Origin of the sequence: Agrobacterium sp. CFBP 3001 (assembly GCF_027871605.1) — a bacterium.
In the GTDB taxonomy this organism is placed as follows: domain Bacteria; phylum Pseudomonadota; class Alphaproteobacteria; order Rhizobiales; family Rhizobiaceae; genus Agrobacterium; species Agrobacterium leguminum.
In genome coordinates this window covers 12,241-25,572 of record NZ_JAQAHD010000027.1, presented here as the reverse complement: position 1 = coordinate 25,572, position 13,332 = coordinate 12,241, and the positions used below count along the sequence as shown (strand labels likewise).

The following is a 13,332-nucleotide window of genomic DNA, read 5'->3' as shown; positions in this document are numbered from 1 at the left end:
ATTAGGCGACGGTCTTCCACTGGAAGGACTTCGCGCCGTGACGGGTCTGAACGTCCGCATCAAGGAAAGCTACCAGCTTCAAAGCTCCCTCGCTGCCGTATGTGTACGGATCGACCAGCAGATCAACCGAAGACCATGTACCAATCAGGGCATCACTCCAGATGCCGTAGACCATGGTCGGCGTAGCAATCTGGTTCGTTTCAACGACCGGCTGGCCGTGGAAGATTTCAGAGACCGAAATCGGATGACCGTCGGCGTCCTTGATCTTGCGAATCCGGTTCATGAGAGCCGAAGACACGAGGAACGCGCCGGTGCCGTTGTTCTCCAGAACGATGTCACCAATCAGGTCGGCAGCAATGTCGGAAATCTCGGTGGACGTGGTGTCGTTCTCCGGGATGGCCGTAAGGATGCCGGTGGGCTGGTTATTCGCGCCAGTGCCGGTAAGGATGGCCGTGTCGAGAGCGTTCGAAAGAACATAGTTCAAATCCTGCTTCAGTACGTCTTCCAGTGCCACACCGTTCTGAAGGATCAGGCGGCGGGAAAGCTTCTGTTCGGCGGCGACGGTGCGCGGCGTCAGAGCAACCTTGTCGAACGTGCTGTTGCTTTCCGTCGGCTTGCCAGATTCAGCCAGCCAATAGGCGGTCGGGCCGGTCAGGTGGCGCGGAAGCTCGACATTGCCCACGAGGCCGGACAGGACGGTTGCGCCCATGCCCTGAACCTTGGAAGCGGGCTTCAGACGGTCGATGAGCGAACCCATGACGGTCGGGACGGTGTTGCCAGCGGCAGCGGCATTGGCGACGGTCATTTCGCGCTTCTCGCCACCGAAGAACAACGAGGCCGGGACGCGGACGCCACGGGTTTCCTTCGCATTCTTGGAAAGCTCGTCATGAAGCTCTTTTTCGATGCCGGTCAGACGGCCTTCTGCCTGTTCGCGGATGGCCTTGGCAAGGTTGTAGCTGCGAGTCTCGGTCTTGTTGTCACCCTGCGGTGCGGCTTCGTGGCGCTCAAACTCGGCAATGGTCGCGGCGTTCTTGATCTGGCCGTCCAGAGAGCGGATTTCGCTTTCAAGAGCTGTAAACTTCGCGGTATCCGGGTTGTCGCCAAGGGCCTTGATTTCAGCGAGCTTGGATGCACGGGTCTCGCGAAGATGGAACAGATTCATATAGTCTCCTTTTCTGGTAAACGCGCAAAGAGCCATGCCGATGCGGAATTGCTCGGTTGGGTAGGCGCAACAATGTCATGGTTGGTTGGTGCCGCTCGCGTGGAGCTGCTGCTTTATTCCGTGCTGCGCACGGATGCCTTACGGCATGCTGCCCGCGCTCATAAATGCGGTGAGAAACGGGCAAATTGTAGTGGTGTTATAGCGGAACTTAGCGCCGCTTATTCAGGCTTTTCTGCCCTAGCTCTCGCGTCCGCAGCGATACCATTCAAAATTTGGGTTTGGTATTTTCGACTGAGTTCCGCGATCTGACCGTCAAGGCGGTCAAGCGATTGCTGCTGAAGCTTATGGTCGGCAGCGAGTAAACGGGCAACACTGTCATTGCCTGTATTTGCGATTTGGGAGCGTAGGCGCTCGCACCGCGTGGCGATCTGGTCGCGTTCTTGATTGAGTTTCTTATACTTCTTGTACATTTCGTCCTCCTTCTTCTCTTCAGGCACTGCCCGATTGCTCTTTCTTCATTCAGTTCGTTCCTCTGTTGATCGGCTGAGTGTCTTATAGACCGAAGTATAAACGGCTGTCCACATGTTTTTGCGAAAGTAAAGGATATTTTTATTCTTCACTTTCGCTTGACAAAACAGCGCCTTCCGAAAAATTTACGCTTCTTCTAGAAGACACGCAGGGAGCGAACTGTCCTCCTCATGTCGCGCAGCTACTGCAAGACTCATTGCCAGAGCCACAAGGCCGTCAATGCGGCCTGAAGCCTTCGACTTATCAAGCTTTCTTGCGCCTGAGGGGTCTTTCGTGATTACCGCATTGGCCGCGTTCATGCGCAAGAGCGGGTTCCCGGCATGATTGACTTTCTGTTGCGCCACCGCGACCTCCAGCATGTCAACGGCTGGCGACATATCTTTGTAGCCTTGCCCGAATGGCTGGAGCGGCAAATCAATCGAAGCCTTGGCTAGCTCACGCCGTAGGTCTTCAATCCGCCAACGGTCATATGCAATTTCCTTGATATCGAACCGGCTGGCCTCATCGGCAATGTGTTCCGCAACAAGCTGTGGATCGATAACCTTGCCCGGCAGGAGCGTAAGCCGTGAAGCGGGTTGGCGCGCCCAAACATTGTACGGCACACGGTCATTCTCCGATTTGCCATCAATATCGAAATCCGGCAGAAAGAACCGGGGCAACACCGTAAAGCGGCCATCCTCTTCCGGGAAAACCAGCACGAACGCCGTCAAATCTCGCGCTGCCGACAGGTCAAGAGCGCCGTAGCATTCCCGGCCTTCAAGGGCGTCTTCGTCAATCGGGCCTAGATCGCAATCGTTCCATTCTCGCGCCGCGATGAAGCGCACGGTGCCGTCAATTCGCTCGTTGAGAATCTTGTTTCGGAAATCGGCTTCTTTTGATGGAATGCGCTTTGCCTGTCCTGCCATGCGCTCGACTTGCTCCAGTTGCAGGAAGTCGCCTAGCGCCGGGTTTGCTTTAATCCACGTATCGTAGGACCAAGGATCGTCATCCGGTTCAGTCGTGAACAAGGCCAGATGGAAGGTTTCGTCCTCTACCTCGCCCGTCTTGACCTTCAAGCCATAGTCGATCATCTCCGAAAAGAAATGCGTGTCGTCTTTAGCCTGTGTGGAAATGACCACTACTAGAGGTTCATCACGCGCACCAAGGGCGGAATCCATCGCGTCAAATAGGTCGCGCTTCGGCCAGTAGCCCGCTTCATCGGCAAGGAAGAATGATGGCGACAAACCAAGCTTGGAATCAGCATCCGCGCTTACAGCCTTCAGAACAGACCCTTCACCGGGATAACCGGCCTCGACTTCGATTTCCTTTGAGAACTTGATAATGTTCACACGTTCCGAAAGCTCGACATGAGCCTCCAGCATGGCTTTGCATTCCGCCCAAGCCTTACCGGCCTGAATCTTATCCATCGCACCGAAGTACAATTCGCCGCGCTGCTCGGCTTCAGGGCCTACCAGATGGCAAAGGGCAAGCGCCGCGCTCAGTCCTGTCTTTCCGTTCTTGCGGCCCATAGATAGGACGGCGGTTCGCACCGGGCGGCGTCCATGTTCGTCCGTGGCGTAGATCGGCGCAAGAAACTCTTCTATCTGCCAGTCACGCAACTGCATGTTTTGGCCCGCAAGTTTGCCCTGCGTAATTTTCATGTCATTGACGAATGCGACGACGGCTTCAAGTCTTGTGAGGCCTTCGACCTCCCAAGGGAGCACCTGACGGTGCTTGCTGCCCGCCCCACTCATAATATCCCCGGTCTTACGGGATGCTTTCGGCTTCGCGCCGGGTCCACGACGGCCCATTAATGCCTCCTTTCATTGTTCATTTTTTCATGACGATTTCCTTTTCGTCGTTCAATATTTGAAACTTAGTATCTCCAATTGCCCCTCATCGATCCCTGAGACGTTGACGCCCGTCTTTCGATGCCCCCCCGGCCTCACAGAAGGTCAGGGGCGGTCGGTCCAGCCTTCAGGGTCGATAGGGTTTCCTTCCACGTCAAAGCCAGCCCACGCCCGCCTGAAGCCGCTGCTCTTACCTGTCCGACTATTGGGGCGGTCCTTGGCTGCTGTCTTCCTATCGTGGCAACCCTTGCACATGCTGGTTAAACCTTCCAATGGTGGGAAGGCTGAGCCGCCTGCGTTGATGGCTAGATCGTGGTCAATCGTATTTGCCAGTTCGATCACACCACGCGCACGGCACGGCTCACAGACTGGGCATTCCATCAGCTTGGCTATGCGCAGCCGTTGCCACTGAGCCGTGTTATACGGCCATCTGCTCATGAGGGGCGGGCAGCCGAGGCCAAGGGCCGAGCCTTAACAACCTGCGGCTTGACCGGGATAGGCTGTTTCCGCACCGGATCGATACGGCTCAGACGTGCAAACACCTGCCGGTTTTGGTGCATCAGTTTCATTGCACTGCCACCCATTCACCGTGTCCAACGGCTTTGGCCAGACCATGGCGCTTCAGGCGCAGCAGCACCTCATTGACTTCGTGACGCCCGTAACCCGTCAGCCGTGACAAGATCATAGGTGCTGCCGGTATTGACCGCTTCCGTAGGAGGGCAAGAACCTTTTCGTCTGGCTTTGGCAAACCACTCCATGCGACCGGCTTCCCTACCAGCGCGTTGATGACCTGCATATTTTCGGTGTGTGTCCTTTCGTTCATTCGTTTCTCCCTTCGTCTATATGATAGGTACAAACGGTAGTTTCGGTAGTTTGCACAAACCGAAATACCCTTACTACCGATACTATTTAATGTGATGCTAGAAGGACTTAGCTAGACTGTCCTCATATTAGCAATTGCGAAACTACCGTAACTACCGTTGCTACTGCATGGTATGGTAGTTTCGTTCGTCATGAGCTTTTCGGCTCTAGGCCCCGAAGAACCCATTTGCCGCGCCCGATCCTCGTAACCTTCCGGCTGGCACTCAACCGTTTCAGGCTCTTCGAAACGTCAAGCGGCTTTTCGTGGATGACTGCCGCCAGTTCGCTAGGGCCAATAGGATTGCCATTCATGAATCCAAGCTGCTGCAATATCTTGCCGGTCACGTCACCGTAGCCTTGGCGGTCGCTTTCGTCGCTTTCGGTGTCGATCTCCCAAACACAAGCATCGGGGTCGAACCGCACCCTGAAGTCAAACTCCTGAAAGTCGCGCCCACGGCCATAAAGCCCCAAATCGCCGTCTTCATTTGGGACAAGCAAAATCGTCCCGTCTGCCGCACCCGAAATGCCCCCCGTGCCACTCACACGGTCGAAAGGATCGACCGCGCTGGCGCTACCCTTGTTCGTATGGTGGACGATGACGATGCACACCCGATACTTGTTCGCCAGCTTCGTCAAAGGCCGCACATCGCCGTAATCACGCTCATAGGGGTCAACCTTGCCCTTGCGCGGCTCTCGAAACATTTTCAGAACGTCGACAATTACCAAGGATGCATCGGGGTGAGCTATCAGCCATTCCTCCAACTCCTTCAGGCCGCCCTTTTCCGCCGTGGGTATCTGGATTTGGAAATCCAGCGCATCGGTGAAGGATTCCGCGCCTTCGATTTCCTGCTTTCCCAAGCGGTCCTGAAGGCGAATGAAACCGTCTTCCAGCGCCAGATACAGAACGTCACCTTGTTCGGTTCGATGCCCCATGAACGGGATTCCGGCTTCCACGCAACGGGCCAATTGTAGAGAGAGCCAAGATTTCCCTTGCTTCGGAGGACCGACAAGAAGAAGGCAACCGGCAGGGAACAAGCCCTCCACAATCTGGCGCGGCCTCTCAAATCGCCGCCGCATCAACTGCTTTGCTGTCAGTCTGACTTCTTCAGGCTCGTCTTCCGGTTCCGATTCCGGCTTTGGCTTTGATTTTCGCGCTGGCGCGCTAAAGGCGGCCCGCCTTCTACCAATCTTCTCGAAATTGAACTTCCCGCCCCAACCGGGGGACTCGTCTTCTGCATGCGGTTCCATCTTTAATGCGTGGTGCGCGATGCAATGCGTTCATCAAGCCAAGCCGTCACTTCGGACCGAACGTAAGCGATGCGGCGCGCCGATAGTTGGACCGGCTTAGGGAAATGGCCGGTCGCGCTTAGAATACCAAGCTGCATCGCGGAAAATGTGGTTTCGGCGGCAGCCTCCTTTGGCGACATGAGGCGCGGAAGTTCTTTTGACATGTAATCTCCTCTCGATGGACGCACTTCGCTATTACCGGACCTCCTTGGCCGGTGCGAAAACGCCTGATTGTTATGGAATGCCGCCATTCGCTGGCGACAACGGGGTTATAACTCCAAGTATTTCAACTCAGCAACCAAAAAATGCAAAATACGCCAATGTATATTTTTACGTTTATTGCTTGACGTTTTGATGCCCGAAGAAAAATTTAGAAATTTCGTTGAAAAGACTTTGTTATTTCCGATTGGCGGGCGTTGATTGGCAATAATCGCACCAATCCTGCATAAGCTGGCGTCTTTTTTCCAGCGCATCAGAACGTCGATAGGCTTTTTCTACTGCGTCACCAACAGAATGGGCGAGGGCGGCTTCAGCCACGTCACGGGGATGTTCTGTATGATCTCCGGCGTAATCACGGAAACTGGATCGAAGTCCATGAAGGGTGATGGTTTTATCCGTTGAAGCTGCCCGAAGGCTTTTTGTCATTGCCGTATCTGAAATGGCCGAACCTTCTTTGCCACCTTCAAAGACTAGCGCACCCGTTGCCAATTCCTTGCGGGCTTCAAGAATCTCAATCATGCGCTTCGTCAACGGTACTCTATGTTCACGTCCCGCCTTCATGCGGACAGCCGGAACAATCCACAATGCCGCCGCGAAATCGATTTCATCCCATACAGCACCACGGACCTCGCCAGAGCGAGCAGCCGTCAATGCCGTGAATTCCACAGCGGCAGCGGAAACGGCGTCACTGGCTCGTAGGTGCTTCATGATGGCGGGCATGTCTTTGTATGCAGCCGCCGCATGATGGCCGCGAGAAAGCTTGTTGCGGGCCGGGAGCAACTCTTTCAGGCCTCCGCGCCAGTCGGCAGGATTATCGCCGGTATATAGGCCGCGCGCCTTGGCATGGTCGATCACGGCTGCAATGCGCATGCGAGTCCGGTCGGCGGTTTCGGGCTTCTCTGTCCAGATGGATTTGAGCGTCTCAACCACGTCATCGCGCGTGATCGTGGAAATCGGCTTATTATGGAGGGGCGCGGCATATGTATCGAGCGTCATGCGCCATTGCGCCTTGTGCTTCTCATTGCGGAAGCCCTCAAGCTTTACCGCTATTACGTCCTCCATGACGTCCGCGAAGGTCTTGCCCTTGGATAGCTGCTCACCCCTTGCAAGCCTATCACGAATCGCCTGTGCCTTTTCTCTGGCAATTTCCAGCGACACCGGGGCCGTTGAGTTGCCAGCATACCCGCCAAGGCCAAGCTCTGTGCGCTTGCCTTCACGCTTGTATATAAAGACCCAATTCTTAGACCCACCGGCACGCACTCGCAGAAACAGACCGCCTCCATCAGAATAAATACCGGGCTTGTCCAGCTTCTTGATTTTGGTCTCTGTGAGCTTGTTGATAGCCATTGCCGTTTCCCATCGTCATAACTTGAGTATGAAAAATACGGAAATTATGGCCATTTACAAGTCTAATGCATACGTAATTTCAATATCTTACGGGAACAAGCGGACATCCTCTCCGCCACTTCGGCGCAAGACCGGAAAATCAAAGCCCCATCGTTCCCAGTACCAAGCCACCGCCGGAGCGCTTTGGCGACGGTCTCCGCATGTCGCTTGTTCTTCCGTCTGTTTCGAATTGACACGCGCGACAAATCGGCTGCTGCCGATATTGACGGACAATCGTCAAACGCGAGGTCACGTCATCAAATCAGTTCTCACGGCAAACCGGGCGGGTGGCGGCGTATCGGTATCGTAACCGACATGCGGCGAGTCTTTCGAATCGTTCTGCGGGGAATCGGGCGGCAAACGGCATGGGTTTTTCCATCGTTCTTCATGCGCGCTGCGAAGGAGTGTCAGGTGCAGGGGTGTGAGGAAGCAAAAGTTTCCATCATCCTTGCCCGGCGAGGCAAGGCTTCGCCGAAAAAGCCGCTAGTTTAGAAAGACCTTGTTAACCTCGCTAACTAACGGATTTTCAAGCAATTTCTTAACGCATGGTAAAGCCGACTGCGGGCCGGCTGCGCACTGTGTGTTGTTTCCGCAACAAACCGAAATGAAGCATATACGTAAATGCTATTTATCGGATGTTGGCGATTGCAAGCGGCGAAACCTTTTGTATTTTCACCACCAGAAGCGAGGCGGTGGATCGTTTGGCTTCTAAGAACACGGGAATGGGGCAGGGAATGCTGTCCTTCAGCGAAAGTACCCAGACCCACTTAAAAACTTTGACTGGAGGTCAACCATGAACATCAAGAGCCTTCTGATCGGCTCCGCTGCGGCTCTCGCAGCAGTATCCGGCGCTCACGCTGCCGACGCTATCGTCGCTGCTGAGCCTGAGCCCCTGGAATACGTTCGCGTTTGCGACGCTTTCGGCACCGGCTTCTTCTACATCCCCGGCACCGAAACCTGCCTGAAGTTCGACGGTTACATCCGTTTCCAGACCGACTTCGGCCGCAACAAGTCCGGCACGTCTGACTGGGATTCGTTCACCCGCGCCCAGTTCAACATCGACACCCGCACCGACACCGAGCTCGGCGCTCTGCGTGGCTACATCGGCTTCCGTGGCGATGCTGACAACGACAGCAACCGTGGTGTGAACGTTGACCAGGCTTTCATCGAGCTCGGCGGCCTGAAGGTTGGTTACTACTACAACTGGTGGGATGACGGTCTCTCTGGCGAAACCGATATCCTTTCTTCGAACTCCACTCGTCTGAACGCCATCCGTTACACCTACGACGCTGGCTCCTTCTACGTTGGCGTTGCTGTTGAAGAACTCGAAGGCGTTATCGCTGGTAACTCGATCACGACGTCTGGCGGCGTTGTAACCATTCAGCGCAACAACCTTGGTGTGAACCAGTTGAACTGGACCGCCCTGAACGGCGAAGGCGACAACAATGTTGGCGTGAGCGCAATCATCGGCGCCAAGTTCGGCGGCGTGAACCTCAACGTTCTCGGCGGTTACGACACCGACGCTGAAAACGGCGCTATCCGCGGCATCCTGACGGCCGACATCGGCCCCGGCACCTTCGGTCTCTCTGGCGTATGGGCTTCTGGCGCAAACGCTTACTACGAAGAGTCTGAGTGGGCAGTTGCTGCAGAATACGCCATCAAGGCAACCGACAAGCTCGTCATCACCCCCGGCTTCCAGTACTTCGGTACGCTGGACATCGGTACGGACGGCGACTTCACCGGCGACCGCGATGCATGGCGCGCTGGCCTGACGGTTGACTACAAGATCACCCAGGGTCTCTCCACGAAGGTTGCTGTTAACTACCAGGACGTCGATGGCACCGAAGGTGTTAACGGCGGTGGCGACAGCTGGACCGGTTTCGTTCGCCTTCAGCGTTCGTTCTAATCTGATCTGACATTGTCAGTGATGGAAAGCCCGGCTCTCGAGCCGGGCTTTTTTGTTTGAATGGCATCTTGATAGGGCAGGCATCGCTACAGGTGACGAGATCGTGGCGGCGTTCCGATTTTCCGCGGGTTGATGCTCGGAGCAGACCGCTACACATGCCCATCGATTCGCTCGGTATCGGGAGCCTTGAGTCGCTTAACGAATCCGAGGATGTGGTTTTTGCTTTCGGTCGGTTTTTTCTTGCAGAAGTAGGATACTATGCATATTGCAATCGTCTTTTGAACAATTTCCAGTGGCCTGATCGTGTCCAGATTGAGGTGATCTCGTAGGTTTTCTCACGGCCGATTTTTCGAGCCTATTGTTAAGTGACTGAAAAACATAAGTTATTAACGATTTTTTAACGAATGGGGTCGCGTCGGTTAGAATTGTAGCTATTTCGCAACAATGAAAAACTAAGGACACCTTACTGTCTTCCTTCTGTCATGATTACGATTGCCTGAGCGACCGGTTTTGGCTCTAATCATCTTCATAAGCGGCACGCATTTCTGAAGTGCTTTCCCACCCGCTGCTTAGAAGATTAAGCGTTTGACTGGAGGTCAACCATGAACATCAAGAGCCTTCTCATCGGCTCCGCTGCGGCTCTCGCAGCAGTATCCGGCGCACAGGCCGCTGACGCTATCGTCGCTGCTGAGCCCGAGCCCCTGGAATACGTTCGCGTTTGCGACGCTTTCGGCACCGGCTTCTTCTACATCCCCGGCACCGAAACCTGCCTGAAGTTCGACGGTTACATCCGTTTCCAGACCGACTTCGGCCGTGACAAGTCCGGCACGTCTGACTGGAACTCGTTCACGCGCGCCCAGTTCAACATCGACACCCGCACCGACACCGAGCTCGGCGCTCTGCGTGGCTACATTGGTCTGCGTGGCGAAGCCAACAACGATAGCGACCGTGGCGTCAACGTCGATCAGGCTTTCATCGAGCTCGGCGGCCTCAAGGTCGGTTACATGTACACCTGGTGGGATGACGATCTCTCCGGCGAAACCGATATCCTGTCTTCGAACACCACTCGTGGCAATGCTCTGCGTTACACCTACGACGCCGGTTCGTTCTACGCAGGTATCAGCGTTGAAGAGCTTGACGCCACCCGCGATGTTAGGTCGAACCTCGGCATCGTAAAGGGCGGCTTCTTTGAAGGCCCGAATAACGTTGGCGTAAGCGGTATCATCGGTGCCAAGTTCGGTGCTGTCAGCGCAAACCTGCTCGGCTCCTACGACACCGACCAGGAAAATGGTGCAATCCGTGCAATCGTTACGGCTGACATCGGTCCGGGCACCTTCGGTATCTCCGGCGTTTGGGCTTCTGGCGCGAACTACTACTACGAAGAATCCGAGTGGGCCGTTGCTGCTGAATACGCCATCAAGGCTACCGACAAGCTGACCATCACCCCCGGCGCTCAGTACCTCGGCACGATCGATATCGCTCCGGACGGTGACTTCACGGGCGACCGCGACGCATGGCGCGCTGGTCTGACGGTTGACTACCAGATCACCCAGGGTCTGGCTGCCAAGGTTGCTGCCAACTATCAGGACATCGATGGTCCGAATGGCGACAGCTGGACCGGTTTCGTTCGCCTTCAGCGTTCGTTCTAATCTGATCTGACATTGTCAGTGATGGAAACCCCGGCAGAAATGCCGGGGTTTTTCGTTTTGAAGCTCGGGTGGAAATATAAGTCTTTCGGGAATTGCTTATGCTTTGAAGCATCCACCAGCCGGCCTCGCGCTTATCGGCAAATCTGCCCAAGCCGTCGACGTTATCACCGGGACTCGTCCCAGTGATCCAATCACGTCGCATGAAATCTAAACGTCGCAGATGCTCGGGACAGGCCCGAGCATAACGGAAGAGAACTTCAGGCTTTTTCAGCGGTCAGAAGCGCTGGCCGGCAGGCGCTTGAATGCTCCGCTCGTCAGCCGGGGAAGCGGCCTTTACCCCGCACGCCCATGGCGCAGGTCGTCAACGATATCGGCCTGTTGCCCGAGCCTCGTCTTGTAAACCTGATAATTCTCCATCACCCGCTGCACGTAATTGCGGGTTTCAGGGAAGGGGATGCGCTCGATCCAGTCGACCACCTCGTCGATCGGCTTGCCGCGCGGGTCGCCATAGCGGGAGATCCATTCCGGCACGCGCTTCGGCCCGGCATTATAGGCGATGAAGGTGAGGATGTAGGAACCGCCGAAACTGTCGATCTGCTCGCCGAGATAATGCGCGCCGAGCGTGGCGTTATAACCCGCATCGGTGGTCAGTCGCGCCTGGGTATAGGGCAGGCCATGGCGTCCCGCCACACCCTTGGCGGTTCCGGGCAGCAGTTGCAGCAGACCGCGCGCATTGGCGGCGGAGACGGCGGCCGGGTTGAAGGCGCTTTCCTGCCGGGCAATCGCATAAGCAAGTGCCTTGCCGGAGCCGGCAATATTAGCGCTGGCGGGAATGACGCCGAGCGGATAGGCGAGTGCGGCCGCATCGATGCCGCGGCTGAAAGCCGTCTTGCCGATCTGCAGCGAAACCTGATGATTGCCGTTGCCCTCCGCCCGCGCCGCCAGAATGGCAAGCTCGCCGGGACTGTCGAGTTGTTCCGCCAGCGACCGGTAAAGGCTGTCGGCTCGCCAGCCGTAACCGGCTGCTTCCAGCCGGTCGATGGCGCGCACTGCTTCGCGGCCGGCGAAACGTTCGCGGTCGCCGCTGCTGGGGCTTGGATAGGTGACATTCAGTGTCTTGGCGCCGATTCGCGCGGCGGCAAGCTGGCCATAGAACGTGCCGGGATGAGCGGCGGCTTTGGTGAAAAAATCGCGGGCATCCCCCGGTCCGCCCGCTTCCGCCGCCCGCCCGAGCCAATAATAGGCACGCGACGCCGAAAGCGGCCGGTTCGAAGTCTGAAGCAGCGTGTTGAAGTGACGTGAAGCCGTGGCCGGATCGCGCAGCGCTCTTAGCGCATACCAGCCGGCATGGAATTCCGCATCTGCGGTATCGACGGCAGAGGTGGCCGAATGATTGGCGACGATGCGATAGGCCTCGGCGAAATCGCCGAGATCGGCGACGCCGCGCGCGATGATGCGCCGCTCGTTCCACCATTCGCCCGGATTGACGAGCTTGGCCGTTTCCTTCGGGGCCTGCCGCAAAAGCACGGCGGCTTCGGAATATTTCTGCTGGTTGCGCAGGTTTTCCACCCGCGCGAAAAGATAGGCGGGGTCGCTGCGCCAGGAGGCGTCGACTTTGCCGAGCAGCGCAGTCGCAGTTGTGGATCGCTGCAACACGGCCGCCCAGGCATTGTAAAGCGACTGCGCCTTGCCGAGATCGCCGAAACGCTTCGCCTGGCTGATGCGGCTGCGATACATCAGATAATCCATGCGCGCCTTGTGGTCGGCGGGAGTCAGATAAGTGGGAAACTCGGCAAGCACACGGTCTTCCATGTCCTTGTCCATGCCTTCGCTCACCCAGAGCTGGCGAATGAGACGCTGCGATTCCGCACCCTTGCCGGAGGAGGCGAGCGCCTTGGCGAGCAGCACGCTGCCTTCCGCGGTTTCCGGCCGGCTATTGCCGAAGGCGGCAAGCACCTGCGATGCCGGTGGATCTTCGCGGTAAAGCGCTTTTTCGGAATTGGCGCGCAGGGTGGCGGCACCCGGCCAGCCGGAGAGCTCGCGCTGGGCTGCGGCGATTTCGGCCGAAGCGACGTCCTTCTGGCCGGAAACGGCGATGGCCCAGGTGAGGATATGGCGGTCGAGGCTGCCGGTCGGCATGGTGTTGCGCAACGCAATCGCCCGGGCCGCATCGCGGCTGGAAAGCGCGTCGAGGCCGGCCTTCAACTGGCTTGTATCATCGGGGCGGTCGAGGCGGGGTATGGCCCCGGTGATCTCGGGCGAGGCCGGCATGAAAGCCGGAACGGTCGGCGCATTCGGCTTGACATAGGGAAGCGGTGCCGCACCTTCCGGCAGCGGCCCGGCCAATGCGTTCCAAACGGTTGCGGCAAGGCCCGCCGCCATCAATCCCCAGACTGTCTTTTTCATGCCGTTCTTCATCGTGTAACGGAGTTGCCGACTTTCTTCCAGAGCACGTCCTGTTAGACGGAATCGTTCGACATGCTCTGGCTCTTTGTTTTTCCGCAT

At 56.7% G+C, this 13,332-nt stretch carries 10 protein-coding genes; 2 read left to right on the top strand and 8 right to left on the bottom strand.

The window, feature by feature from the left end; all coding sequences use genetic code 11:
* Nucleotide 1: 1 nt before the first annotated feature.
* The 7 genes from PH605_RS22745 to PH605_RS22715 form a co-directional block, all read right to left on the bottom strand.
* Complete coding sequence (locus tag PH605_RS22745; protein ID WP_161987996.1) at nucleotides 2-1,162, bottom strand: phage major capsid protein; 1,161 nt, start codon at nucleotides 1,160-1,162, stop codon at nucleotides 2-4.
* A 218-nt stretch (nucleotides 1,163-1,380) separates the two neighbouring features.
* Nucleotides 1,381-1,632: a hypothetical protein gene (locus PH605_RS22740; RefSeq protein ID WP_142846267.1), complete on the bottom strand. Its 252-nt coding sequence runs from the start codon at nucleotides 1,630-1,632 to the stop codon at nucleotides 1,381-1,383.
* Between the two features lie 183 nt (nucleotides 1,633-1,815).
* Entirely contained in the window at nucleotides 1,816-3,480 is a 1,665-nt protein-coding gene (locus tag PH605_RS22735) for a terminase large subunit (RefSeq protein ID WP_142846269.1), read from the bottom strand.
* Nucleotides 3,481-4,084: 604 nt separating this feature from the next.
* The gene (locus PH605_RS22730; protein ID WP_078052976.1) at nucleotides 4,085-4,342 is read right to left on the bottom strand and encodes a hypothetical protein; all 258 of its coding nucleotides are present in this window, start codon (nucleotides 4,340-4,342) and stop codon (nucleotides 4,085-4,087) included.
* A 188-nt stretch (nucleotides 4,343-4,530) separates the two neighbouring features.
* Complete coding sequence (locus PH605_RS22725; RefSeq protein ID WP_142846271.1) at nucleotides 4,531-5,628, bottom strand: AAA family ATPase; 1,098 nt, start codon at nucleotides 5,626-5,628, stop codon at nucleotides 4,531-4,533.
* Between the two features lie 2 nt (nucleotides 5,629-5,630).
* The gene (locus PH605_RS22720; protein ID WP_142846273.1) at nucleotides 5,631-5,831 is read right to left on the bottom strand and encodes a helix-turn-helix transcriptional regulator; all 201 of its coding nucleotides are present in this window, start codon (nucleotides 5,829-5,831) and stop codon (nucleotides 5,631-5,633) included.
* 232 nt (nucleotides 5,832-6,063) lie between these two features.
* The gene (locus tag PH605_RS22715) at nucleotides 6,064-7,233 is read right to left on the bottom strand and encodes a tyrosine-type recombinase/integrase (RefSeq protein WP_142846275.1); all 1,170 of its coding nucleotides are present in this window, start codon (nucleotides 7,231-7,233) and stop codon (nucleotides 6,064-6,066) included.
* A gap of 832 nt (nucleotides 7,234-8,065) precedes the next feature.
* On the opposite strand from PH605_RS22715, the gene PH605_RS22710 reads away from it, so the two are divergent.
* Nucleotides 8,066-9,178 carry a porin gene (locus tag PH605_RS22710; protein ID WP_142846279.1) on the top strand — a complete coding sequence of 371 codons (1,113 nt, stop codon included), beginning with the start codon at nucleotides 8,066-8,068 and terminating at the stop codon, nucleotides 9,176-9,178.
* Between the two features lie 602 nt (nucleotides 9,179-9,780).
* Nucleotides 9,781-10,827, top strand: coding sequence for a porin (locus tag PH605_RS22705; RefSeq protein ID WP_142846281.1), 1,047 nt, complete (start codon nucleotides 9,781-9,783; stop codon nucleotides 10,825-10,827).
* Nucleotides 10,828-11,160: 333 nt separating this feature from the next.
* On the opposite strand, the gene PH605_RS22700 is transcribed toward PH605_RS22705, so the two are convergent.
* On the bottom strand, nucleotides 11,161-13,233 hold the full coding sequence (locus PH605_RS22700; RefSeq protein ID WP_161987997.1) for a lytic transglycosylase domain-containing protein: 2,073 nt from the start codon (nucleotides 13,231-13,233) through the stop codon (nucleotides 11,161-11,163).
* Between the last annotated feature and the right edge of the window lie 99 nt (nucleotides 13,234-13,332).